The sequence below is a fragment of the Staphylococcus sp. HMSC62D11 genome (assembly GCF_001839145.1).
GTDB classification, from domain to species: domain Bacteria; phylum Bacillota; class Bacilli; order Staphylococcales; family Staphylococcaceae; genus Staphylococcus; species Staphylococcus lugdunensis.
Genome location: NZ_KV840192.1, coordinates 50,830 through 76,318 on the forward strand (window position 1 = coordinate 50,830; position 25,489 = coordinate 76,318).

The 25,489-nt window shown below is 33.9% G+C and carries 20 protein-coding genes; 13 read left to right on the forward strand and 7 right to left on the reverse strand.

Annotated features, from left to right (window positions below; all coding sequences use genetic code 11):
• The first annotated feature begins 567 nt into the window (after positions 1-567).
• On the forward strand, positions 568-1,623 hold the full coding sequence (locus HMPREF3267_RS07350) for a PTS sugar transporter subunit IIC (RefSeq protein ID WP_002460513.1): 1,056 nt from the start codon (positions 568-570) through the stop codon (positions 1,621-1,623).
• Positions 1,624-1,658: 35 nt separating this feature from the next.
• Here HMPREF3267_RS07350 and HMPREF3267_RS07355 read toward each other — a convergent pair whose 3' ends face one another.
• A complete protein-coding gene (locus HMPREF3267_RS07355) occupies positions 1,659-2,015 on the reverse strand; it encodes a DUF488 domain-containing protein (protein WP_002460512.1) in 357 nt (118 codons plus the stop codon).
• A 143-nt stretch (positions 2,016-2,158) separates the two neighbouring features.
• Between HMPREF3267_RS07355 and HMPREF3267_RS07360 the strand changes: the two genes are divergently transcribed.
• The 5 genes from HMPREF3267_RS07360 to HMPREF3267_RS07380 all read left to right on the forward strand — a co-directional run bounded on the left by HMPREF3267_RS07360 (position 2,159) and on the right by HMPREF3267_RS07380 (position 9,754).
• A complete protein-coding gene (locus tag HMPREF3267_RS07360) occupies positions 2,159-3,580 on the forward strand; it encodes a polyphosphate--AMP phosphotransferase (RefSeq protein WP_002478581.1) in 1,422 nt (473 codons plus the stop codon).
• Positions 3,581-4,123: 543 nt separating this feature from the next.
• The gene (locus tag HMPREF3267_RS07365) at positions 4,124-4,825 is read left to right on the forward strand and encodes a transglycosylase SLT domain-containing protein (protein ID WP_002460510.1); all 702 of its coding nucleotides are present in this window, start codon (positions 4,124-4,126) and stop codon (positions 4,823-4,825) included.
• 300 nt (positions 4,826-5,125) lie between these two features.
• Positions 5,126-6,934, forward strand: a complete 1,809-nt coding sequence (locus HMPREF3267_RS07370; RefSeq protein WP_002460509.1) for an acyltransferase family protein — start codon at positions 5,126-5,128, stop codon at positions 6,932-6,934.
• 641 nt (positions 6,935-7,575) lie between these two features.
• Entirely contained in the window at positions 7,576-8,739 is a 1,164-nt protein-coding gene (locus tag HMPREF3267_RS07375) for an aminotransferase class I/II-fold pyridoxal phosphate-dependent enzyme (RefSeq protein WP_172952960.1), read from the forward strand.
• Between the two features lie 16 nt (positions 8,740-8,755).
• On the forward strand, positions 8,756-9,754 hold the full coding sequence (locus HMPREF3267_RS07380) for a D-lactate dehydrogenase (protein ID WP_062078143.1): 999 nt from the start codon (positions 8,756-8,758) through the stop codon (positions 9,752-9,754).
• A 422-nt stretch (positions 9,755-10,176) separates the two neighbouring features.
• Here the strand turns inward: HMPREF3267_RS07380 and copZ are convergent, their stop codons facing one another.
• The 3 genes from copZ to HMPREF3267_RS07400 all read right to left on the reverse strand — a co-directional run bounded on the left by copZ (position 10,177) and on the right by HMPREF3267_RS07400 (position 13,252).
• Positions 10,177-10,383 (reverse strand): copper chaperone CopZ, encoded by a 207-nt coding sequence (copZ, locus tag HMPREF3267_RS07390; protein WP_002478585.1) that lies wholly within the window; start codon positions 10,381-10,383, stop codon positions 10,177-10,179.
• 74 nt (positions 10,384-10,457) lie between these two features.
• Positions 10,458-12,845, reverse strand: coding sequence for a heavy metal translocating P-type ATPase (locus HMPREF3267_RS07395; RefSeq protein ID WP_062078139.1), 2,388 nt, complete (start codon positions 12,843-12,845; stop codon positions 10,458-10,460).
• A gap of 221 nt (positions 12,846-13,066) precedes the next feature.
• Positions 13,067-13,252 carry a hypothetical protein gene (locus HMPREF3267_RS07400; RefSeq protein ID WP_002460500.1) on the reverse strand — a complete coding sequence of 62 codons (186 nt, stop codon included), beginning with the start codon at positions 13,250-13,252 and terminating at the stop codon, positions 13,067-13,069.
• 219 nt (positions 13,253-13,471) lie between these two features.
• Here HMPREF3267_RS07400 and HMPREF3267_RS07405 point away from each other — a divergent pair, with 219 nt between their 5' ends.
• Both HMPREF3267_RS07405 and HMPREF3267_RS07410 read left to right on the forward strand, forming a co-directional pair.
• Positions 13,472-14,050, forward strand: coding sequence for a sugar O-acetyltransferase (locus HMPREF3267_RS07405; protein WP_002478587.1), 579 nt, complete (start codon positions 13,472-13,474; stop codon positions 14,048-14,050).
• 269 nt (positions 14,051-14,319) lie between these two features.
• Positions 14,320-16,827, forward strand: a complete 2,508-nt coding sequence (locus HMPREF3267_RS07410) for a glycosyltransferase (RefSeq protein ID WP_062078135.1) — start codon at positions 14,320-14,322, stop codon at positions 16,825-16,827.
• A gap of 46 nt (positions 16,828-16,873) precedes the next feature.
• On the opposite strand, the gene HMPREF3267_RS07415 is transcribed toward HMPREF3267_RS07410, so the two are convergent.
• Complete coding sequence (locus HMPREF3267_RS07415; RefSeq protein ID WP_002460497.1) at positions 16,874-17,812, reverse strand: NAD-dependent epimerase/dehydratase family protein; 939 nt, start codon at positions 17,810-17,812, stop codon at positions 16,874-16,876.
• Positions 17,813-18,097: 285 nt separating this feature from the next.
• On the opposite strand from HMPREF3267_RS07415, the gene pruA reads away from it, so the two are divergent.
• Complete coding sequence (gene pruA, locus HMPREF3267_RS07420) at positions 18,098-19,642, forward strand: L-glutamate gamma-semialdehyde dehydrogenase (protein WP_062078133.1); 1,545 nt, start codon at positions 18,098-18,100, stop codon at positions 19,640-19,642.
• Between the two features lie 243 nt (positions 19,643-19,885).
• Here the strand turns inward: pruA and HMPREF3267_RS07425 are convergent, their stop codons facing one another.
• Positions 19,886-20,437 (reverse strand): TetR/AcrR family transcriptional regulator, encoded by a 552-nt coding sequence (locus HMPREF3267_RS07425; protein ID WP_002460495.1) that lies wholly within the window; start codon positions 20,435-20,437, stop codon positions 19,886-19,888.
• Between the two features lie 150 nt (positions 20,438-20,587).
• Between HMPREF3267_RS07425 and HMPREF3267_RS07430 the strand changes: the two genes are divergently transcribed.
• The 4 genes from HMPREF3267_RS07430 (at position 20,588) to HMPREF3267_RS07445 (ending at position 25,237) form a co-directional block, all read left to right on the forward strand.
• A complete protein-coding gene (locus HMPREF3267_RS07430) occupies positions 20,588-23,095 on the forward strand; it encodes an MMPL family transporter (protein ID WP_070823871.1) in 2,508 nt (835 codons plus the stop codon).
• A 125-nt stretch (positions 23,096-23,220) separates the two neighbouring features.
• Positions 23,221-23,700: a hypothetical protein gene (locus tag HMPREF3267_RS07435; protein WP_002478592.1), complete on the forward strand. Its 480-nt coding sequence runs from the start codon at positions 23,221-23,223 to the stop codon at positions 23,698-23,700.
• Positions 23,701-23,729: 29 nt separating this feature from the next.
• On the forward strand, positions 23,730-24,683 hold the full coding sequence (locus HMPREF3267_RS07440; RefSeq protein WP_062078129.1) for a CorA metal ion transporter family protein: 954 nt from the start codon (positions 23,730-23,732) through the stop codon (positions 24,681-24,683).
• 32 nt (positions 24,684-24,715) lie between these two features.
• Positions 24,716-25,237, forward strand: a complete 522-nt coding sequence (locus HMPREF3267_RS07445) for a methylated-DNA--[protein]-cysteine S-methyltransferase (protein WP_002478594.1) — start codon at positions 24,716-24,718, stop codon at positions 25,235-25,237.
• Between the two features lie 79 nt (positions 25,238-25,316).
• Here HMPREF3267_RS07445 and HMPREF3267_RS07450 read toward each other — a convergent pair whose 3' ends face one another.
• Positions 25,317-25,448, reverse strand: a complete 132-nt coding sequence (locus HMPREF3267_RS07450) for a beta-class phenol-soluble modulin (RefSeq protein WP_002460486.1) — start codon at positions 25,446-25,448, stop codon at positions 25,317-25,319.
• Positions 25,449-25,489: the final 41 nt, after the last annotated feature.

A 25,489-nucleotide genomic window follows, 5' to 3' on the forward strand; every position in this document is an offset into this window, starting at 1 on the left:
TTAGAATACCGGGGCCCCAACAAAGAGACTTTCGAAAAGAAAGCCAACGGACAACGCAAGTTGGGGTGGGGCCCCAACAAAGAGGCTTTCGAAAAGAAAGCCAACGGACAACGCAAGTTGGGGTGGCCCCAACAGAGAGAATTTCGACAAGAAATTCCACAAGCACAGCAAGTTGGGTGGCTAAAACGGTTCTATTAGCAAGTGAATCAACAATACGTAGCATTGTAAATAAAGAAGGGAGCGGGACTACGAATTCATAATGAATGCTGTCCCGCTCCCTATTTTTTAGCAATAATATGCCATGTATTTCATAACAAGACGACGTTCCTCTTATAATTGATGATTTCGTTATCTTGATAAAAATTCTGGTATATAAATGCATAAATTTGGCACTGTTTATGTCTATTTTGAAAATTTTTAAATTTAATATTCTGAAAATTCAGAACATGTGTTATTATAATTTTATCATTTAAAACATTGGTGAACTGCTAAATATATAGAATTCATCAGCATGAATGACAATACAACATATAGAGATGTGTCAGAGACACAGCAGGAGGTAATTTTATGACAACAATTAGAAAGATAGGAGTAAAAGATTTCACCTTTAGAGTACTATCCGGGGTAGCCATTGGGATCGTCGTTGGTTTAGTGCCCAATGCCATTTTAGGTGAGATTTTAAAATATTTAATGCAGTATTCGCCAATATTTGCCATATTATTACATGTGGTGCAAGCACTTCAGTTTACTGTACCAGCTTTAATAGGTGCGTTAATCGCATTGAAATTTAATATGACACCTTTAGCAATTGCTGTTGTAGCAAGTGCCTCATACGTTGGTAGCGGTGCCGCACAATTTAAACATGGTGTTTGGGTTATTGCCGGCATTGGTGATTTAATCAATACAATGATTACGGCTGCAATTACAGTTTTATTTATTTTGTTAATAGAAAAACGTGTTGGCAGTATGGCATTAATCGTTTATCCAACAGTTGTTGGTGGTTTATCAGCATTTGTTGGGGTATTAATATTACCTTATGTACATTTAATTACTACAGCTATTGGTGATATGGTAAACAGCTTTACCGAATTACAACCTATATTAATGTGTATGTTGATTTCGATGGTATTTAGTTTCATTATCATTTCGCCATTATCAACGGTAGCCATTGCGATAGCGATTGGTATCACAGGACTTGCAGCAGGTTCGGCATCAATAGGTATCTCTGCGACAGAAGCAGTATTACTTATAGGCACAAGTAGAGTGAATCGTGTTGCTGTACCGATTTCAATCTTCTTTGGTGGTGTCAAAATGATGATGCCAAATATGGTTCGTTATCCAATTATCATGCTTCCTATATTAGTGAATGCTGCAATATCAGGTGTTGTAGGAAGTTTGATTGGTATTGCCGGAACAAAAGAATCTGCAGGATTTGGTTTTATCGGTATGATAGGACCTATCAGTGCTTTCAAATTCTTACATGTTGATTCTGCATGGATTAGTTTAGGTTTGATTGTTTTAGCTTTCTTTATTGTTCCATTAGCAGTTGCATATGCTTTAGATATTCTATTTAGAAGAGTATTGAAGTTATATGATTCAAATATCTTTAAATTCCTAGGATAAAGTTAAAGTCACAGGCTCCGAGAGTTCTGTGACTTTTATTTTGTACATAGTTCTTGTAGTACTATGGCTTGATTATATTTGGTATTTTTTGCGGCATAGAGCAGGATGACATCTTGATGACTTTCTTCTATTATATGTTTAAGCTTATTAAACGCCTGTGCTTGTTCATCATTATCTTGTAACTCTTTTTTATATTTTTCTTTAAATTGCTTAAATAAGTCATCTTGATGATTAAACCATTGTCGTAATGCTGTACTAGGAGCAATGTCTTTCAACCATTCATCAAGTTGTGCGTGTGCTTTGGAGATGCCTCGAGGCCACACTCTATCGACAAGAATTCTTTTACCCTCTGGGATAGAATCATCATAAATACGTGCAATTTTAACAGTCATAGTAAATCTCCTCCATATTACATATGTTCCCTGAAATAGATGTTATAAAGCATATGTAAAAACGCTGACAGATAGCGTATAGTAATAAGTAACAAATAATGCATGCCTGTGCATTAATATTTAATAAGTAAAGGATGACACACATGGTCAAAAATATCGAAACACTTGCACTGAAAGCTGCGAAATTAACGCGACAAACTCATGAATTAGGTATTCCAGTGATGATATTATTTGAAGGTGTTCCAGCATCAGGAAAGACACGTTTATCAAATGAACTATTATTAAATTTTGACGCTAAATATACACGCTTTATTACAACACAATCTCCAAAAGAAAATGACTTGAGATATCAATTTCTACAAAAATATTGGAATAGCTTACCGAAAAAAGGGGGTATTAATGTTTACTTCCGTAGCTGGTATTCACATTATTTAGATTATAGAGAAAATGCTATTAAATCATTACAATACCCTAACTATGAAGTGTTAGAATCTCAAATTCATTCTTTTGAAAAGATGCTTATACAAGATCATTATGAAATCATTAAGTTTTTTATTGAAATAAATGAAGAGAAACGCCAAGAACATATTCGACAAACGAATAATAATCCATTAATGCAATGGAAAGTACAAGAATATGAGAAAGTTCTAGATAGTGATATTTATTTAAGAGATATGCATGGTTTTATTGAACGAGATAAAGATTGGAAAGTGATTGATTATACAGAGCGTCAACATGCTATAGAGAAGATGTATGAGCATATTATTAAACGTTTAGAAAAGGCAATTAAGAAACATCAACGACAATCGCACAATTATGACGGGTTATTTACATCAGATTATACGACAGACTTTTTTAATCAAACACTTGATAAAGTGTCTAAAAAAGAATATAAATCGCAAGTTGTTGACTTACAAAAACGATTACGTGAACTACAATTTGCTTTATATGATAGAAAAATTCCTTTGATATTAGTATTTGAAGGTATGGATGCTGCAGGAAAAGGGGGAAATATCAAAAGAATTAGAGAAAAGTTAGATCCTACAGGATATGAGGTTAATGGTATAAGTGCACCTACAGACGTAGAGCTACAACATCATTATTTATGGCGTTTTGCTAAAGAAATGCCTCGTACAGGGCATATTGAAATGTTTGACCGCAGTTGGTATGGTAGGGTACTTGTTGAACGTGTAGAAGGCTTTGCAACAACGAAGGAATGGCAACGCGCTTATGATGAAATCAATGCTTTTGAAAAGATGTGGACGGATGAGGGTGCTATTGTACTTAAATTTTTCTTGACTTTGGATAAAAAAGAACAACTTAAACGATTCAAAGATAGAGAGAATAACGTGAACAAACAGTGGAAAATTACCAGTGAAGATTGGCGTAACCGTGACAAATGGGATCTGTACTTAGAAGCGAGTGTGGACATGATTAAACGCACGGATACAGACCATGCACCATGGTATGTTATTCCAGCAGATCATAAGAAAACATCTAGATTGAAAGTAATGCAATATATTATTCAACAATGTGAACACGCACTTTGGGGAGTTAAACATTGATATAAAGTTATAGGAGACTGGGACATCATTATGTTTTAAGTTGTGAACTCTATATTGGCAGCAGTTGACTGGACTAAAAATACGCTTATACCAAGCTTTTTCAATCCTAGTCAACCTTGCCGGGGCGGGACTAAGAATTCATAATGAATTCTGTCCCGCTCCCTATTTTTATAAATAGATAAATATGTGTAATGTATTACATATTTGTAACAGAGCTGCAATTTGTAATAATTCAGGTGGTGTCATCCATGTGTAAATTTTTTAATATTCTATTGTAAATCAAGGGTTTAAGATGAAATTTTTTACTTATAGATACGAAATTGTGTGTTACATTGCAAGACAATTATGTTTCAACATTACAAATGATGTCTATTATTGTAATTTTTTGTAAGATAGGTGTAATATAAATCGCCAAATTTTATGTTATAGTTTCTAGTGTCAAAAGTTAAACATGAATTTGAGGTAACAACTCAATACGTTTTTTAGAACATTAGAGAACAGTAAACGAAAATATACAACAATTTTTTGGAGGAATTTATTATTATGAAAAAGACAGTATTAGCATCATCATTAGCAGTAACTTTAGGAGTAACAGGTTATGCATTAACTTCAGGTCATGAAGCTCACGCAGCTGAAACTACTAACTATGATCAATTAGCTAACTTAGCACAACATAATCCATCAGAATTAAATGCACACCCAGTAAAAGCTGGCGCATATGATTTTTCTTTCGTGAAAGATGGTTTTAGATATACATTCACTTCAAATGGTCAAAACTTTACTTGGAAATATATCTACACAGGTGAAGCAGACAGCCAACCTTCAACTCAAGGTTACACTGAAGGTTCTACACAAGCAGTTAGTTCAAATGCACAAGCTAGCAACACAAATGTACAAGCAGTTTCTGCACCAAGATCAAGCTACCAAACATCAACAACTTCTTACTCAGCTCCAGCTACTTCAAGCTACAGCAGTTCAGTAAGATTATCTAACGGAAACACTGCAGGTGCTACTGGTTCTTCAGCAGCAGCAATTATGGCTCAACGTACTGGCGTTCCAGCATCAACATGGTCTGCAATCATTGCACGTGAATCTAATGGTCAAGCAAATGCACGTAATGCTTCTGGTGCTTCAGGTTTATTCCAAACTATGCCAGGTTGGGGTTCAACTGCTACAGTAAACGATCAAATCAATGCTGCAGTTAGAGCATACAAAGCTCAAGGTTTATCTGCTTGGGGAATGTAAGATAAACATTACTACAATATAAACTTAAAAAAACACTTCAAAGCCTATGCTTTGGGGTGTTTTTTTACGTACTTAAATATTCTTACAACATTGTCACAATAAAAATGTCATCAATTTAATAAAACTTTGCTATAATGGTACAGTATTCGTTCATATTAGTAGACGCACTACATAATCAAATATAAATATGAATGTTAATAGTATTTTTCTACTGGGAATATAATATCTACAAACAATATCCAAAAAAATTAACATGGTGTATTGTGAAAATTGTGAACATTTAAGTTGTGGGAGTGGCTATTGTTGAAAAAAGATTTAAGACGTATTGATCGGAACTACAAGTTAAGATATATGCCTGGACTAGACGGCCTTAGAGCCATTGCAGTGTTAGGTATCATTATCTATCATCTTAATCCCCAATGGCTTAGTGGTGGATTCTTAGGTGTTGACACATTCTTTGTTATTTCAGGCTATTTAATTACAAGCTTATTAATCATTGAATATTATCGAACAGGTACAATTGATTTAAGGGCATTTTGGATTAGACGAATAAAAAGGCTTATTCCAGCAGTGTATTTTATGGTGTCTGCCGTACTTGTCTTTATATTGCTCTTTAAACCGGATTTAATCATTGAAATCAAAAAAGATGCTATAGCAGCATTTTTGTATGTTTCCAATTGGTGGTATATATCACAAAATGTTGATTACTTTAATCAATTTGCGATAGCTCCATTGAAACATTTGTGGTCATTAGCTATAGAAGAACAATTTTATGTCTTTTATCCAATTGTGGTTTTCTTCTTGTTTAAACGTTTTAAACCGCAAAAAATCACACTTATATTATGGATTGTCTCTCTATTATCTTTGGTAACGATGGCAATTATTTTTGGTGTGACAGGGGATAGTTCTCGCGTGTACTTTGGTACAGATACACGGTTACAAACGCTATTGCTAGGCTGTATTCTTGCGTTTGTGTGGAACCCATTTGGACTTAAAAAGACAAAATATAAAATGTCCTACTTAGGTATAAATTTATCTGGAATTATTGCCTTTATTTTATTAGTCAGCTTTTTCTTCATTATTAGTGACCAAGATAAATGGATTTATCAAGGCGGGTTCTATTTAATTTCTGCCATGACATTATTTATTATTGCCAGTGCAGTGCACCCATCATCTATATTAGCGAAACTGCTCAGCTTTAAATTATTTACTTATATTGGAAAGCGATCATATAGTTTATACTTATGGCATTTTCCAATTATTGTTTTAATGAATAGTTATTATGTACAAGGTCAAATTCCTGCATATGTCTACATCATTGAAGTTATATTAATGTTTGTCATGGCTGAATTTTCATATCAATTTATAGAAAATCCAATCAGAAAAAAGGGGTTCAAAGCATTTACATTCAACCCAAAACATGTCAAACGTATCATCAGAACAGTACTCATTTTAGTATTTTTAATTCCAACGTTAATAGCGTTTACTGGTGTATTTGATAGTTTAGGTAAAGAACACGAAGCAAAACAACATTCGAAAAAGACTTCTTTTAATACTAGTCATAAAAAGCAGCCGAAACCACAGCCGGATCAAAATAAAGGACAGACTAAGTTTAATATTAAAAAATCTTCACCATTGTTATTAGGAGATTCAGTGATGGTTGACATCGGAGAAGTATTCGCCGATAAAGTACCAAACGCTAATATAGATGGTAAAGTTGGACGTCAGTTAATTGAAGCTGCGCCTTTAGCTAAAGGAAAATACCAACAATATAATAAAAAAGGACAAATTGTGGTATTGGAATTAGGTACGAATGGTGAGTTTACTAAAGATCAACTTAAAGAATTGGTTGATGCATTTGGTCAGGCTGATATTTATTTAGTTAATACACGTGTGCCAAGAGATTATCAACAAAATAATAATAAGTTAATGAAAGATATAACTAAAAATAAAAAGAATGTACATTTAGTTGACTGGTATAGCGCTTCAGCAGGACATCAAGAGTACTTTGCTTATGACGGCATTCATTTAGAGTATAGTGGATGTAAAGCCTTATCAAATGAAATTATAAAAACCATTGAACAAACAGAAAAAGAGAAAAATAAATAATAATTTATTTCGGTAGAGATAAATATCAACTAAGTCATATAACCACTGAACATAAATTCTAAAAATTTAGCCAGTAAATGCGTTTCTTGCAAATTCATTTGCTGGCTTCTTTATTTACAATGCTTTGTATTATTGGCTCACTTGCTTAAGGACAGCTTGCTTTGTTTGTTGAAATACTTTTCTCATTTCTCTTTGTTGGGGTCTCGTCATATTGTTTTATTCTCGCCAAGATATGGCCTATTTAAATATGATTGTACATTATGTTTTGAAAAAGTTAAGATACTTTCGCATCTATGAATAAACTTCATTAAACAAATTGCCTTATGAAAAAAAGATAACGTGACGCACTCATATACGCTACAAATAGAAATGCCAGTTTTAATACTTTCAAATGATATTGTATTAACTATACTCAAAGAAAGGGCTTTGCCGTTTTAATTTCCGTTATATTTATGTCCCATAATGTGTTATGTTTTGCTAATAAAGTACATAACCCATAAATTGTTAGAATATTGACATTATTCACTCAATTACAATAGAATGTATATATTAAGTGGAACATTGAAATGTAGAGATTAGACAAAGATGTGATATATGACTAAATTAAGTAGGATAGAGTTTTTTAAGGAGGTTTACTTATGATTATTTCTCAAAGACTTGATAGCATACCAGATAGCTATTTTGGGAAAACGATGGGACGTAAAATAGAACATGGCCCGTTACCATTGATTAATATGGCAGTAGGTATCCCTGACGGGGAAACACCTAAAGGGATTGTGGATTGTTTTGCGCAAGCCGTAAGTATCCCAGAAAATCAAAAATATGGTGCTTTTCATGGTAAAGCCTCATTTAGACAAGCTATCGTTGATTTTTATCATAGACATTATGATGTGTTATTAGATCCAGAAGATGAAGTGTGTATCTTGTATGGCACTAAAAACGGCTTAGTGGCCTTACCTGCATGTGTTGTAAATCCTGGAGAGCATGTTTTGCTTCCTGACCCTGGTTATACGGATTACTTGGCGGGCGTTATGCTTGCAGATGCAAACCCCGTTCCATTAAATTTAGAACCACCACATTATCTACCTGAATGGGATAAAGTAGAACCACATATTTTAGAAAATACAGCACTTGTCTATTTAACTTATCCAAATAATCCCACTGGTTCAACTGCAACAAAAGCTGTATTTGATGCAGCGATAAATCAATTTAAGGATACTAAGACGAAAATTGTTCATGACTTTGCATATAGTGCCTTTGGTTTTGACGCTAAAAACCCAAGTATATTAGCATCTGAACATGGTAAGGATGTTGCAATTGAAATATTCTCTCTATCTAAAGGCTATAATATGTCTGGTTTCCGTGTTGGTTTTGCAGTAGGAAATAAAGAGATGATTCAAGCGCTTAAAAAGTATCAAACGCATACGAATGCAGGGATGTTTGGCGCATTACAAGATGCTGCTACCTATGCACTAAATAACTATGATGACTTTTTAGATCAACAAAATGAAACATTTAAGCGTCGTAGAAATTATTTTGAACAACAATTACTTGAAGCACACTTGCCATTTGTATCATCAAAAGGTGGTATTTATGAATGGTTGCATACGCCCCCAGGATATGATAGTGAGACATTTGAACAATTTTTATTACAAGAATTGTCTATTTTGGTGGCACCTGGTATTCCATTTGGTCAAAATGGTAAGCACTATGTACGTATATCTTTAGCATTAGATGATCAATTACTTGAAGAGGCAGCACAACGTTTAGCAACGTTGACGCATTTATATACCAATAATAATTAGAATGTGAGGAATTCGAATGACGAAAATTAAAATCATGACAGTACGTGAAGAAGATATCCCTTTTATTGAAGATTGGGCACGAAATAATGATGTTGAAGTAGATTTAGATACTGCACAGCTCACCGAAGAAAATGTAGATACCGTAAAAGGTTTTGATGGTTTATCGTTATCACAAATGCTACCTTTATCGGAAAACATATATGCTAAGCTCCATGAATTTGGGATTAAACAAATTGCACAACGTAGTGCAGGATATGATGGCTTTGATTTAGAATTAGCTACTAAGTACGATTTAATTGTATCTAATGTGCCATCATATTCACCTACGTCAATTGCTGAATTTGCAGTGACACAAGCGATTAATCTTATTAGAAATGCCAACCAAATTCAAAACAATGTACGTCAATATGATTTTCGATGGCAACCAAGTATTTTATCACGTTCTATTCGTGATTTAACAGTAGCGGTTATTGGTACAGGGCGAATTGGTGGTCGTGCGGCAGAAATATTTGCTAAGGGATACGGTAGCAAGGTGATAGCTTATGATCCATTTCCAAATGAACATGTTGCTGAGTATGTTACATATACCGAAACATTGGAAGAAGCTGTTGGTCAAGCAGATATTGTAACAATCCATGTGCCAGCTACAAAATATAATCATCATTTATTTAATGACGATTTATTTAAACAATTTAAACAAGGTGCAGTATTTATTAATGCGGCTCGTGGATCACTCGTTGATACAAAAGCCTTATTATCAAATATTGATTCACAGCACATTAAAGGTGCTGCTTTAGATACTTATGAATACGAACGAGGTGTCTTCCCAATTAACCATCAAGGTCAAGAACTCAATGATGCATTACTGGATGAACTAATTGAACGTGAAGATATTATTTTAACGCCTCATATCGCATTTTACACTGATGCAGCAGTTAAAAACCTTATTGTTGATGCGTTAGATGCAACATTAGATGTCTTAAATACCGGAACTACTCATTTACGCGTAAATTAATAATAATACAATTAAAACGTTTATTAAATAAAACAAAAATGCCTTATTTTAAAAAGAGACTCTCGAGCAAACAGAACAAGCTGAAAGGGGCCCCAACAAAGAGGCTTTCGAAAAGAAAGCCAACGGACAACGCGAGTTGGGGTGGGGCCCCAACAAAGAGGCTTTCAAAAAGAAAGCCAACGGACAACGCGAGTTGGGGTGAGGCCCCAACAGTGAGAAATGCGAGACGCATTTCAACAAGTAAAGCAAGTTGGGTGGTTAAAACGGTTCTATTAGCAAGTGAACCAACAAAAAGTGTAAATAAAGAAGGGAGCGGGACTACGAATTCATAATGAATGCTGTCCCGCTCCCTATTTTTCTAGGAATTATGTCCCAAACTGCATTATGTTGGGATTTATATCTCAGATTCTTAACACAACGATTTATTTTACATCGTAACCTTGGTCTTCAATAGCATCTTTCATTTGAGCTATTGTAACTTTATCTTCACTATAACCTACTCTTACTTGACCTTTATCTAAGTCAACTTCAGCAGATGAAACACCATTTAGTTTTGCAAGAGCAGATTCTACTGCATTACGACAATGTTCACAACTCATACCTTCTACATTTAAAGTATCTATTTTCATATTTAAACCTCCACATTTTTTATATTTAGTATTTACCCGTATTATAATATTTTTTACCATATAAAGAGAAGTTTTTATAGTTTCATACGTTTTAAACGTAACGCATTGGTAACAACACTAACTGAACTCAATGCCATTGCTGCACCTGCCACCCATGGCGCAAGTAAACCGCATGCGGCAATTGGAATACCAGCAATATTATAACCAAAAGCCCAGAATAGGTTTTGTTTAATATTATGAATTGTTTTTTCGCTGGCGATAATCGCTTTTGGTAATAAGGAAAGATCGCCACCTAAAATAGTGATGTCACTTGATTCAATGGCAACTTCTGTACCTGTGCCCATGGCAATGCCAACATCTGCTTGTACTAGTGCTGGTGCGTCATTGATACCATCACCCACCATTGCAACTTGATGCTGTTCTCGTTGTAAATCTGCAACATGTGACGCTTTGTCTTCAGGTAAAACATGTGCGATGACTTTATCGATACCAACTTGTTGAGCAATGGCTTTCGCAGTGTGTTCATTGTCACCGGTAAGCATAACAGTTTGAATATTCATAACATGCAGCTGGTGAATCGCTTGCTTTGCAGTAGCTTTCACTGTGTCTGCAACTGCGATCATGCCAGTTAGTTGATTTTTCACTGCGATAAACATAACGGTTTTACCTTCAGACTCTAATTGACGACATTGCGCATCAAATTTATCTATAGCTATATTATGGTCAGATAACAATTTACGATTACCGATGAGCACGTGCTCATGATCTACGGTAGCTTGAATACCATGGCCGGGCAGATTAGTGAATGATTGTACAGTTGTTAATGTCTGTTTTTGCCCTTGACCATATGTCACGATGGCAGTAGCAAGTGGATGTTCTGAACTATGCTCAGCACTCATGGCTAATTGCAAGGTGCGTGAATCGCCGATATAGTCTGTAACTTGTGGTTTGCCATGTGTGATAGTTCCTGTTTTATCAAAGACAATCGTATCAATATTATGGGTAGTTTCAACAAACGCACCGCCTTTAAATAAAATGCCGTTTTCTGCTGCTTTACCTGTACCTACCATGATAGAAGTTGGTGTGGCTAATCCGAGTGCACATGGACATGCAATAACTAAGACGGAAATGGCTGCAACTAAAGCATCTTCAAAGGAGCCAGGATGGATCCATAGTAACCAAATACTGAATGTTAGAATTGCTATAGCAATGACAGTAGGTACAAAATAACCTGAAATGATGTCAGCAAGTCGTTGAATAGGAGCTTTAGAACCTTGTGCATCTTCTACAACTTTAATGATATTAGCTAAGGCAGTATCTTCACCAACTTTTGTTGCTTTCATTGTAATAACACCTTGCTGATTCATTGTTGAACCGATGACTTCATCATCAATTGTTTTATCTATAGGTAATGATTCACCAGTTAGCATGGATTCATCAATTGCGGTTTGCCCTGAAGTGATGACGCCATCAACAGGAATCTTTTCTCCGGGTTTAACAACGAAATGTTGACCGACTTGTACTTTGGCAAGAGGGATCATCGTTTCAGTGCCATCTTGTTGAATGAGACGTGCAGACTTAGCTTGCAGATTTAACAGTTCACTTAAAGCGGATGTGGTTTGTGATTTGGCGCGTGCCTCTAAATATTTTCCAAATAGAATTAACGTGATAAGAACCGCGCTCGTTTCGAAGTAAAGATGTGGTTGATACGTATTCTTAGACAACCACTTTATCATTTCGTAAAGACTATAAAAATATGCAGCACTAGTACCTAGAGCAACGAGTACATCCATATTGGCACCGCCATGGCGTAAATTTTTATAAGCACCTACATAAAATTGCCAACCAATCATAAATTGGATAGGCGTGGCGAGCAGAAATTGGAACCATGGATTCATTAAAATATGAGGCAAGTTCATATGAAACAGATGAATCAACATGGTTAATACTAAAGGAACAGACAGTATAGCTGATACGATGAGTTTATTTCTTTTATGTGCGAGTGCTTGCGCTTTGCGCTTGTGCTGTGTTTCATCATTTTGCTTTAGCTGGGCACCATACCCTAATTGTTTAATTCGTTGGATAAGTGTATCTGCGTCGGTTTGTCCTGGATAATAATCAACTGATGCTTGTTCAGTCGTTAAATTAACGTTGGCTTGATTAACACCAGGTTGTTTACTTAGAACCTTTTCAATGCGATTTGAGCACGCAGCACAAGTCATTCCTGTAATATCGAGTTCCAAGTTATCTGTGGCAACATCGTAACCCAATTGTTGAATTTGAGTGATGAAAGCTTGCAGCGAATATTGGTTTGGATCGTATTCAATATGTGCTTGTTCAGTTGTTAAATTAACTTGGGCAGTGACATTATCTAAGCGATTAAGCTTTTTTTCAATGCGATTTGAACACGCAGCACAAGTCATACCTGTAACAGTTAATGTAGTAGATTTGGTATGGGACATATGCAAACCTCCCTTATATTACTTACTAATATACCCCTACTAGGTATATAGGTCAATCATTCTGTTTGCATATAAAAAAAGACTGAAATCAACCGTAGTGGTAGAAATTTCAATCCTTTAATGTTTTAACGGACTTATAAAGTACGATATAGCATATGTGTAGTTCATTTTCGCAACTTTTATAGGTTCAGTTAAAAGAAGTGTCAAAAGTTAACATAGGTTTAGAAGAAATCAGAAGGGGACAACGATTCAGTTTGCTTAGAATGATGTTGAAATTGATTAACCTTTTCAGCAAAGTTTTCGTGATAATAATTAGATACGTCATCTATAATTGCATAGTTTTCAAACGTTCGAACAAGGCCCAATATGACTAATATAATAAAGACACCTTTTAAAATTCCTTTCATAATTGTAATCTCCTTTGCTATGTCATGGTATAAGTATAGTAAAAATAAATAGCAATTTCATGAGACTTGAGCAGTGATTTTATCTGGTTCTAAAGTAGTAATGAGTGAAAAAATAATAGAGATATTAAGGGTGGAATATAGCCGACAACAATAACGGTTGTTAAAGTGAATATTAGTCATTAAAATGAAACTAATAATGATGTTGTGGAGGAGATTGTAATGACAGAAAAAGAAAAAATGCTTGCTCATCAATGGTATGATGCTAATTATGATACACAATTACATCAAGATTTATTACGTGCAAAGGATTTATGTTATGACTACAATCAAACGCGACCAAGTGATTCAAAAAAACGTATTCAGATTCTAAGTGAGTTGTTAGGTTATGAAACTGAAAATGTAGTTATTAATAGTCCTCTCGATATGGATTATGGTTGGAACGTTAAATTGGGGAAAAATATTTTTGTGAATAGCAATTGTTACTTTATGGATGGTGGAGGTATAACTATAGGTAATAATGTCTTTATAGGACCATCGTGTGGATTTTATACAGCGCACCATCCATTGACGCATCAAGAACGTAATATAGGATTAGAATTAGCACTTCCAATTACAATTGGAAATAATATATGGATAGGTGGTAATGTAGTAGTAACACCAGGGGTAACAATTGGAGACGGTTCAGTTATAGCAGCTGGAGCTGTAGTTACGAAAGATGTTCCACCCAATAGTTTAGTGGCAGGTATTCCTGCCAAGGTAGTAAGAGTCATTGATGATAGTGATTCACCGAAAATATAAATACTGTTAACAGAAATAACAAATCTTTAATGGCTTTAAATAAGAAAAGTCATTAAAGGTTTTTTGTTGAGAAACATTTCAATGAGCTACGTAACTTTATCACGCATAATATACACGATATAATAAAAAAATGATATAATGAAGTGATCTTATATTACTTTCTGTTTTATTGCCAATTGAACCTTTTAGCTATAGTGGTAGTAATAGAATTAATTTTTAAGCAACTAGAAATAATGTTAAATAGTACAACTTAGAAAGGAAAAATTAATATGGCATTAAAGAAATTTATAATTAATCAAATTCAAAGGAAGTTCAAATTTATATCAACTCCTCTTAAGAATAAGAAAAAATCGGCATATACTAGTAAAGTTATGACATATGCTAAATATTACGATAGATTGAAAGTAAAGAATAACTTGATTTTATATCAAGTGAGAGATGGAAAAAGTATTACAGATAGCCCCTATGCTATTTTTAAAAGTTTATTAAACAATAAAAAATATAGAAAGTATACTCATAAATGGGTAGTAGACAATGAAGCTACGCTCAATTTCTATAAACAAAAATTCTCTAAATTTAAGAATATTGAATTTATTATTAAAGAATCTGATGATTATTTAAAAGCTTTAGCAGAATGCAAATATTTATTTAATAACTCAACTTTTCCAGCTTATTATACTAAAAAAGTTGATCAAATCTACGTGAATACCTGGCATGGTACACCTCTCAAATGTATGGGCTTAGATATTGAAGATAGTCTTCGAGGTTCCCAAAACATTATTAAAAACTTTTTACAAAGTGATTATTTAATTAGTCCCAATCAGCACACTACAGAAATATTCAAGAGGGCTTTTGCACTTGAAACGATATATGGAGGACAAATACTTGAAATAGGATATCCTCGAATCGATTTAACACTTAATACAAGTAAACCATCCATATTAAGTAAAATCAGTACACATATTAATTTAGATGGCAGAGAAATAGCATTGTATTGTCCAACATGGAGAGGATCGGATGTTAACAATCCAACTGAAAGTCTGAACAACATTCTAGATGAAATTAAACAGTTGGAAAAGCATATTAACTATCAAGTATTAGTTAAAGTTCATCCATATGCATATCAAGAAGCATTAGAAAATGAAGCATTACTCCCGTATTTAATACCAGATTATTTTGATACAAATGAGCTATTATCAGCGATAGATTTAATGATCACGGACTATTCAAGTATCTTTTTTGACTTTTTAGTTACAGATAAACCCATCATATTTTATACACCAGATTATGAAGAATATGAAACATCAAGAGGCATGTATATAGGAATAGATGATTTACCCGGACCAGTTTGTCACCACATCGAAGAAGTTATCGATGCTATTCAACAACAAAGCTACTTTTCAGATAAATATCTAAAGAATTATCAACATTTCAAACAAACCTATGTCAATTTAGATAATGGTAGCGTTACCCAAACGCTCATTGATTATGTATTTAAAGGTAAAAAAGTGATAGATCCAGTAACAAATGTTGTAAATAAAAAGAAAATCCTCATTTATCCGGGTGGCATGAAGAATAACGGGATTACTTCTTCGGCCATCAACTTATTAGAGAATCTTGATTATAGCCGTTTTGATGTAACGATATTTCTTAATCGTACTAATAATGCAGAAGTTTTAAATAATTTAAATAATGTAAATGAAAATGTCAGAATTATCTTGAGAAGAGGACCTTTATTTGCATCATTAAAAGAAATGTATATTGTCAATTTTATTAGGCAAAGAGGTTTGAATAAAACGTTTGAAAAATGGCTTTATCCTAAAAAAGTTTACGAACGTGATTTCCGTAAAGTATTTGGTAATAGTAAATTTGACTACGCTATCGATTTTAGCGGGTATTCTATGTTTTGGGCTAATCTTATTTTAGCAAGTCATGCGAAACGCAAATTCATCTTTTTACATAGTGATATGAAAGCAGATATGAAGCGCACAATTAATGGTAAAAGACCGCATTATTTAAATGTGAAAGGTGCTATTTCGACATATCAGTATTTTGATAAACTAATCAGTGTATCCGATGCGACGAAACAATTAAATAAAGAGAAGATTAATCAAAAGAACTTAAATAAGAAATTTGCTACTGCTAGAAATACAATTAATATTACTAAAATTAATCAGCTGAAAAATGATGATTCTGATAAATATGAAAAGCATGGTGAATCTGTATTAGTTAATGTGAGAGATAATAAAGTTCACTCTGTTCGATTTAGTGATGAAGATTTTAAAATAGTTACAGTAGGTAGATTATCACCTGAAAAAGGCTTTGATTTATTGATTGAAGCAGTATCTGAATTAGTGGGACACTATCCTAAAGTAAAGCTTTATATTATAGGAGAAGGCGCACTTAGAAATCAATTACAAAAGCAAATTAAGCAATTAAAATTAGAAGACAATGTATTTTTATTAGGACAACGTAGCAATCCATTTTATATCATGAAACATTCTGATTTATTAGCTTTGACTTCTTACTATGAAGGTCAATCAATGGTATTATTAGAAGCTTTAACATTAGGTATGAACATTTTAGCGTCTGATATTGAGGCAAATCGATATGTCTTAAATGATGGCAAGTTTGGTAAACTTGTTAGTCACGATATTAAAGATATAGCTAAGGCGATTGAACATTTTATCAAAAAAGAAAATGACGTATATGAAACATTTGATTATCTTTCATATAATAAGCAAGCAATTAATGAATTTTATAAGCTACTTAAATAGTTGAAGAGAGATCTGAGATGAAAATAAATGTCTCAGATCTCTCTATTTAATGTTGTTTATTATAATCTAAATAAGCTGCGATACCTGTTGAAATAGTATATTGGGGTGTGTAACCAAGTTGCTGAAGCGGCTTTATGTCAGCTAATGAATGTTTAATATCGCCAACTCTCGGTGGTTCATATCGAACAGGAATGCTATAGCCATAACTATTCTCAAAAGCTTTAAATACATCCTTTAAAGTTGTTTGATGGCCAGTTCCTACATTATAGATTAAACCATTCGTACATGAATGATTTAATACCATCCATAACGCTGCCACTAAATCATCAATATAGACAAAATCGCGTGTCTGTTCACCATCACCATAGAATGTAAAAGTTTGATTATGTGAAAATTTATTATTTAAAATAGACAATACACCAGAATAATCTGAAGTTGGATTTTGTTTAGGACCATATATATTAAAAAATCTTAAACAAGACGTTGGCACATTATAGAGGCTATTATAAATTTTGACATATTGTTCACCAGAAAATTTTTGAATAGCATATGGAGACAATGGACAAATATAAGACTGCGAAACTGATTTTGGTAATTCAGGTAAATCACCATAAACGGCAGCCGATGAAGCAAAGATAAATTTCTTCAAATTGGAATTCCATTTTCGACAAGCCTCTAATAAATTAATCGTAGAATCTATGTTCACTTGGTTAGATTCTATTGGTTTTTCAACGGTTTCAACTACGCTAACCATAGCTGCTAAATGAATAACATAATCAAATTGATATACTTTTATTAATTCAGTTACAAAGTTAAAATCAGTGACATCTTTAATAAAAATATGTTCCTTATCAATAAAAGGGATATTGTCGAGAAATCCTGAACTTAAATTATCTATTACAAATACTTCGATACCTTCTTTTGAAAATTTTTCTGCTACGTGAGAACCGATAAATCCAGCTCCACCCGTAATAAGTGCTTTCATAGTACCACGTCCTTACTCATGATGTCGTTAAAAATATGATAATTATATTATACTTTATTTCTATTATAAAATTAATCCTCTATATAACATTTGTGTCGTGCTGTTTAGAATGATTAAATGTGGGTTACCTAAAGAAAGGTGAGACTTTTCAGATAACATTGTGTAAGCGATTGCAAAAATGGGGGATGTAATAGTAAAATGAACTTAATGATATGAAATATCATTTTATGTAAGACAAAATACGATTTAATTTAAAGCTTTTATAAACTTAGGGGGTAATTAAGAATGGTAGTACCTTTCAAAAATGAACCTGGAATTGACTTTTCAGTGCAAGAAAATGTTGAAAGATTTCAAAAAACATTAGTAAAGGTAAAGCGTGAACTTGGTCAAACACTTCCAATCGTTATTGATGGGAAGCATATCACTAAAGATGATACATTTGATTCAATCAATCCTGCTAATACATCAGAATTAATTGCAAAAGTATCCAAAGCAACTAAAGATGATGTAGAAAAAGCATTCGAATCTTCAAATAAAGCTTATAAATCATGGAGCAAGTGGTCACATAGAGATCGTGCTGAATTATTATTACGTGTAGCTGCAATCATTCGTCGACGTAAGGAAGAAATCTCAGCAGTAATGGTCTATGAAGCAGGTAAACCATGGGACGAAGCGGTAGGTGATGCTGCTGAAGGTATCGATTTTATCGAATATTATGCGCGTTCAATGATGGATTTAGCTGACGGTAAACCAGTATTAGACCGTGAAGGTGAACATAATAGATACTTCTATAAACCAATCGGTACAGGCGTTACAATCCCACCTTGGAATTTCCCATTTGCAATTATGGCAGGTACGACATTAGCGCCAGTGATTGCCGGTAACACAGTACTGTTAAAACCAGCGGAAGACACTGTCCTAACGGCTTATAAATTAATCGAAATTTTAGAAGAAGCAGGTTTACCTAAAGGCGTCGTAAACTTTGTACCTGGTGATCCGAAAGAAATTGGTGATGATTTAGTAGACTCTGTTCACACGCATTTCATCACATTTACAGGTTCACGTGCAACAGGTACACGAATTTACGAACGCAGTGCAGTCGTTCATGAAGGCCAAACATTCTTGAAACGTGTGATTGCAGAGATGGGCGGTAAAGACGCCATTGTAGTAGATGAGAATATTGATACTGACTTGGCTGCAGAAGCAATTGTCACTTCAGCATTCGGCTTTTCTGGTCAAAAATGTTCCGCATGCTCACGTGCCATCGTACACAGTTCTGTTTACGATGAAGTGTTAGAGAAAGCGATTGAATTAACAAAAGAGTTAACAGTAGGTAATACTGTAGATAACACATTTATGGGTCCTGTGATTAATAAAAAGCAATTCGATAAAATTAAAAATTATATCGAAATAGGTAGTAAAGAAGGAAAAATTGAAATCGGTGGCGACACAGATGATTCAACAGGTTACTTCATTAAACCTACCATTATTTCAGGGTTGAAATCTTCAGATCAAATTATGCAAGAAGAGATTTTTGGTCCAGTTGTTGGCTTTACAAAGTTTGATACCTTTGATGAAGCGATAGACATTGCCAATGATACAGATTACGGTTTAACAGGTGCTGTGATTACGAATAACCGTGAACATTGGATGAAAGCAGTTAATGAATTTGACGTAGGTAATTTATATCTCAACAGAGGTTGTACTGCAGCGGTAGTAGGCTATCATCCATTTGGTGGTTTCAAAATGTCAGGTACGGATGCTAAAACTGGTAGTCCAGATTACTTATTAAACTTCTTAGAACAAAAAGTTGTTTCAGAAATGTTTTAAAACTTAAACAGGCTGGGATATAAATCCCAGAAAAATAGCGCTCAAATGAATTGAATTCAACTCATCTGAGCGCTTCTTTTTTATTCAATACTACGTATTAACATGTAATTTCACCTTTAAATGTTTAAAAAATAAGGCAGTTTCGTATCATTTAATAAATATCACTAAACTAAATGAACGAGGTGCCTTATGTATAATAATGATAACATGATGCAACATACGTTATTAATAGAAGCTTCAATTTTAATCACGGATTTTTAAATTGACGACTTTATGAAATATTTTGTCCATCTTATCCGCATCCATATTGGGATTTTCACATCTAGCCCATTCTACAAAACCTGCTAACGTCGAGCCATAAATATAAAAAATTAAACTTTCTGGAACAGCACGATCGACGATAATGCGATGTTGATTTTCTTTAATATCATTTTTTAAAGTATCAATGATAAATTTCGACACAACTTTTTCAAATTCTTTATCATCTTGTTGCTTTTGTTGAATACGTTGCAATTCGGCTTTATTTTGAAAAGTTGTGTAAATGGTTTTAAAAGGATTGTTGAGCCGTTCTTTAATATCCGTTGCAAGATAATCTTTAGTTAATAATTTGATTAAGTAGATTAGTAAATCATATTTATCATAAAAATGTTTGTAAAACGTTGTGCGATGTACCATAGCGTTATCACAAATTTGATTGACTGAAATCGTTGTAAACATATGCTTTTCTAATAATTCATATAAGCTCTGAGATAATGCTTTTTTCGTTTTTATAACTCTCAAATCATTATGGTTCATATACAATTCACTCCAAACCGTAGTTTATCTATACATATATCATTAATTATGACTTTAAATACAGAGCAAAAGAATGTAACATATTGGCATGTTAAATAATCTACAATGTATAGTTAAACTATAACGTTGATTTTAGAAGGGGGCAATACTTTGGCAAAATTTTTATATAAATTAGGCACATTTGTAGCGAAGCACAAGTGGTCAAGTTTGATAGCTTGGGTTGTTATCTTGGCGGCAATTATGATTCCATTATCGTTTAACGCACCTAAATTTGATAATGATATTAAAATGAGTGGTCTAAAATCACTAGATACTAATGATAAAATTGAAAAACATTTTAACCAAGATAGTGAAAAGGCATCCATACGTGTAGTTTTAAAATCTTCAAGTGATAATGGTATCGTCTCAAAAAGTATGACAAAAGATATAAAAAAAACACTGAAAGATATTAAGAATGACGATAAACATGTGGATAAAATATCAGATCCATATCAAACAAAACAAATTAGTAAAGATAAATCGACGGCAATTGCCGAAATTACTTATGACAAATCAGCAACATCTTTATCGGATAAATCACGCGATAACGTGAAAGATCATTTAAAAGATTTACGAGATGACCATAATGTACAAACAGAACTCACTGGTAATGGCATGCAAACAAATGAAGTTGGCGGTTCGTCTGAACTTGTAGGTGTGATTGTGGCTTTCGTTGTCTTATTAATCACATTTGGTTCTTTTATAGCAGCAGGTCTACCTATTGTCAGTGCATTAATTGGTCTAGGTAGTGGTGTAGGTATTATTAGTTTATTAACATTTGCATTTGATATACCTAATGTAACGTTGACGCTGGCGGTAATGATTGGATTAGCAGTGGGTATTGATTATGCGCTATTTATTCTTTTCCGATATCGTCAAGTGATGAAGACGGAAACAGATTATATCAAAGGTGTTGGTTTAGCAGTTGGCACGGCGGGTAGTGCAGTTATCTTTGCTGGTGTGACAGTTATAATTGCGGTCTGTGGCTTATCGTTAGTAGGCATTGATTTCTTATCTGTCATGGGATTTGCGTCTGCAATAAGTGTCGCGTTTGCTGTGTTTAGCGCATTGACTTTATTGCCAGCGTTGATTAGTATTTTTCATAATCAAATCAAGCCAAAAACAACCAAATCAGAATTTAAGAATCATGTTGACACACCATGGTCTAAGTTTGTAGTTGGCAATTCATTAGCTGCTGTATTATTAGGTTTAATTATTTTAGTGGCAGCAGCGATACCTGTGAGTCATATGCGGTTAGCGATACCTGATGATGGTGTGAAACCAAGTGACACGACACAGAAAAAAGCATATGATATTATTTCAGATAAATTTGGTGAAGGTTTCAATGGCCAAATACCAATGTTGATCAATGTAAAAGATCAAAAAGATAACCCTCAGCAATTGCAGAAAGACTTAAAAGCACTGTATAAAGACGTTAGTGACATGAAAAATGTTGATGTTGTATCACAACCTCAAATGAGTAAAAACAATGATTATGCACTTATGGCAGTGATTCCTAAAAAAGGTCCAAATACTGAAGCAACGAATGATTTAGTACAAGATTTGCGCGATTATAATAAAGACGCCAAAGATAAGTATGGTTTTAAAACAGAAATTTCAGGACAAAGTGTCATTAATATAGACATGTCTAAGAAATTAAACGAAGCTATTCCACTCTTTGCAGGTGTGATTGTTATTCTAGCATTTGTACTGTTAATGATTGTCTTTAGATCTATCATTATCCCATTAAAAGCAGTTCTTGGATTTGTACTATCCTTAATGGCCACTTTAGGATTTACGACACTCGTTATGCAAGACGGCTTTATGAAAGGTCTTTTCGGTGTTGAAACAACGGGGCCAATGTTAGCATTCTTACCGGTTATCACAATAGGTATTTTATTCGGTCTAGCAATGGATTATGAGGTCTTCTTAATGTCTCGCATTCATGAAGAATATAGTAAAACACGTGATAATGCCTATTCCATTAAAGTGGGATTAAAAGAAAGCGGACCTGTAATCATTGCAGCAGCACTCATTATGTTTAGTGTATTCTTTGCATTTGTATTCCAAGAAGATGTAATGATTAAATCAATGGGTATGGCACTATCATTTGGTGTGCTCTTTGATGCGTTTGTTGTGCGTATGATGATTATTCCAGCACTAACTCAATTATTTGGTAAGGCATCATGGTATTTACCAGGTTGGTTAAGCCGCATTATTCCACACATAGACATTGAAGGTCATGCACTAGAAAGTATGAAAACACCAAGTGGTGATAGTTATCAACGACATCGCCATACAGAAAACTATACACAGTCATTTAATATTGCGTCTACTCCAAATGCATCATCACAAGAATTAAATCAATCATCCATGCGTACGATTCAAGTAGACCAGCCGACGTATGAGTTGTATCACGCAATTCAGCAACATACACATGATACACATTTCTTATATCGTGCGCTAAAAAATTATCAACAACAGCAAACAGATCATTTTGATGACAGTCGGTATAATCAAAGTGAATTAGAGATAACACAATTGTTACAGACACAAAGTGATAATATAAAACAATTAAACGAACTTATAGCACAACAACTAAAACAAAATAAAAAATAGCAATTTTAACCCTTTAAATCATATGCAGATTTGAAGGGTTTCTATTATGCGAGAAGCACAGAGCGTTTGATGGTAATGATAAAGGGTATCAGAATATAAGTAGTCAAATAATAGGGGGACGCATGATGAAAGGCACAAAACAAATAGACAAAATGTTGCAAGACAATGATAAACAACTTTCAAAGTTATTTAAATATGATAAAAAGAAGGCACTCACATTTTCAAAGGAAGATCGTGAGGAAGTAGCGGATAAATATGGAGTATTTGTCATATTTGATAATAAAACACCAATCTTTGTTGGACAATCAGGTGGCTATTCTACAGGATACCAACCTATTACACGAGATTTAGCTTATAAACTAGGACAGTTTAACTTAAAATCTGGTGTTGGTACAGCTAAATTTAAAAAAGGACTTGCTGCAACTAAAACATTAGATGTTACTGACACGTCGCTAATTACAGCCGAAGCGCTTAATCTTAAATTTCAATATATTAATGTTAAAAATGAACCCGCATTCATTAATATTTTAGAATTTTTAGCAATAGAGTATGCCAAGAATAAAGGCTATCATTTAATCAATTATTATGATATTAATCTAGATTAGCACAGAATAATATACAGAGGAACAAAATTATGACTATAACAATACATTATAAAAATGATCAGCAGCAATGCGTGAGCACGACGAATTGGGAACATGTCCCATCAGCAGCATCGTTAAAATGGATGGATGTAGTAAATCCAACAGCCGAAGAAAAAAAGCTAATCACAGAACGTTTTGCATTAATTGAGCGTCATATTGAAGAATCCGTATATTTAATGAGTCGGCCGAAATTTATTTTAAATGAGCAACAGCAAAGTACATATGTATTATTGCATGCGATTGATGATCATAACTTTTCAGCGCATCCAATGAGTATTCATGTCAATAAACAGTGGATGATTACCATTCATCGTACGGAGCTGGATGCGATTAACCAGTTACAAAATGCATGGCAACAACAGCAGTTGGATATTACATCAACAGATGATCTGGCGCTTCAGCTCATAGATATTATTACTAAAAATTATTTTCGATTTATTGATGAAGTAGAGGATCGCGTTTTTTCATTTGAAAATCAAAATGTTGACCGTACTAACAATAAGAAGTTGATGGATGATGTTTATGATATCCGCTCTGAAATTATAAAGCTAAAACGAGTGCTAATTCCTATGGAACAACTATTAGCACAAGTTGTTGACGAGGATATGTATACGATTGCACAACAACAGCGCTGGTTATTTAAACATATTCACAGTCGGTTACAACATCAACGTGATACGTTAATTTCATGCGAACAAATTACGGACGATATTAAAGATAATAATGAATCTTATCGTTCTAATCGAATTAATCGTGTGATGAACGTCTTAACTATCATTTCTTCGATTTTCTTCCCGTTATCGTTTTTAACAGGTTGGTATGGGATGAACTTTAAATATATGCCCGAACTCAACTGGCATTATAGTTACTTTGCTTTTATCGGTATTTCGCTTATAGTAACTATAACGTTAATTTTATTTTTTAAAAAGAAAGATTGGCTATGACGCAGTGATGCTAGTGAGAAGGAGGTATGCTGATGACATACGCTATGAAATATGATGCACCAGTAGGGCCGTTAACAATTCTATCAGACGGTGAATCAATAACCCAAGTTTTATTTGCTAATCAAGCTTGCTCTGATGAAATGATACAGACTGGCAACGTTCCTATCTTGCAACAAGCTGAAGCATGGTTAGATTGTTATTTTTCAGGGGAAAAGCCACAGTCTTCACTGAAATTAAAACCAGAAGGGACACCATTTCAGCAAAAGGTTTGGCAATTGTTAAGTGAAATTCCATATGGCCACGTTGTAACCTATGGAGAACTGGCAACAAAGATAGCGAAACAGCTTGGGAAGTCACATATGTCAGCACAAGCAGTCGGTGGTGCAGTAGGAAGGAATCCCATTTCTATTATTGTGCCATGTCATCGTGTAGTTGGTAAAGATGGAAGCTTAACTGGCTTTGGCGGCACGATTGATAATAAAATAAAATTATTACAACTTGAAGGCGTCAACATGTCGGCACTTTACCGACCTAAGTACAGCACAAAGCCTTAACTATCTCAAAGGCATAAAAAGACCATCCAACAAGTTAAAGTGCTTGTTGAATGGTCTTTCAAAGATTTAGAACATTATATTAGTGGAATAATCCAATAATAAAGTCTACACCTTTAGCAAGTGCTTCTGCAATGCTAGTACCCATTGTAGCCCAGTCTTTGTCTAAACCTGCTTGTACTGCTTTAGAAATTGCTTCAAAAATTCCGTCCATGATATGTTCGCTCCTTTAAAAATATTTTTATTTTAAATAGT

What these genes read in the sequence shown, in the direction of transcription:
- copZ (WP_002478585.1), bottom strand. Translation starts at nt 10,383, where the DNA reads ATGAAAATAGATACTTTAAATGTAGAAGGTATGAGTTGTGAACATTGT.
- HMPREF3267_RS07450 (WP_002460486.1), bottom strand. Translation starts at nt 25,448, where the DNA reads ATGGACGGAATTTTTGAAGCAATTTCTAAAGCAGTACAAGCAGGTTTA.
- HMPREF3267_RS07405 (WP_002478587.1), top strand. Translation starts at nt 13,472, where the DNA reads ATGACAGAAAAAGAAAAAATGCTTGCTCATCAATGGTATGATGCTAAT.
- HMPREF3267_RS07445 (WP_002478594.1), top strand. Translation starts at nt 24,716, where the DNA reads ATGACATACGCTATGAAATATGATGCACCAGTAGGGCCGTTAACAATT.
- HMPREF3267_RS07365 (WP_002460510.1), top strand. Translation starts at nt 4,124, where the DNA reads ATGAAAAAGACAGTATTAGCATCATCATTAGCAGTAACTTTAGGAGTA.
- HMPREF3267_RS07360 (WP_002478581.1), top strand. Translation starts at nt 2,159, where the DNA reads ATGGTCAAAAATATCGAAACACTTGCACTGAAAGCTGCGAAATTAACG.
- HMPREF3267_RS07380 (WP_062078143.1), top strand. Translation starts at nt 8,756, where the DNA reads ATGACGAAAATTAAAATCATGACAGTACGTGAAGAAGATATCCCTTTT.
- HMPREF3267_RS07435 (WP_002478592.1), top strand. Translation starts at nt 23,221, where the DNA reads ATGAAAGGCACAAAACAAATAGACAAAATGTTGCAAGACAATGATAAA.
- HMPREF3267_RS07410 (WP_062078135.1), top strand. Translation starts at nt 14,320, where the DNA reads ATGGCATTAAAGAAATTTATAATTAATCAAATTCAAAGGAAGTTCAAA.
- HMPREF3267_RS07350 (WP_002460513.1), top strand. Translation starts at nt 568, where the DNA reads ATGACAACAATTAGAAAGATAGGAGTAAAAGATTTCACCTTTAGAGTA.
- HMPREF3267_RS07440 (WP_062078129.1), top strand. Translation starts at nt 23,730, where the DNA reads ATGACTATAACAATACATTATAAAAATGATCAGCAGCAATGCGTGAGC.
- HMPREF3267_RS07395 (WP_062078139.1), bottom strand. Translation starts at nt 12,845, where the DNA reads ATGTCCCATACCAAATCTACTACATTAACTGTTACAGGTATGACTTGT.
- HMPREF3267_RS07415 (WP_002460497.1), bottom strand. Translation starts at nt 17,812, where the DNA reads ATGAAAGCACTTATTACGGGTGGAGCTGGATTTATCGGTTCTCACGTA.
- HMPREF3267_RS07355 (WP_002460512.1), bottom strand. Translation starts at nt 2,015, where the DNA reads ATGACTGTTAAAATTGCACGTATTTATGATGATTCTATCCCAGAGGGT.
- pruA (WP_062078133.1), top strand. Translation starts at nt 18,098, where the DNA reads ATGGTAGTACCTTTCAAAAATGAACCTGGAATTGACTTTTCAGTGCAA.
- HMPREF3267_RS07400 (WP_002460500.1), bottom strand. Translation starts at nt 13,252, where the DNA reads ATGAAAGGAATTTTAAAAGGTGTCTTTATTATATTAGTCATATTGGGC.
- HMPREF3267_RS07425 (WP_002460495.1), bottom strand. Translation starts at nt 20,437, where the DNA reads ATGAACCATAATGATTTGAGAGTTATAAAAACGAAAAAAGCATTATCT.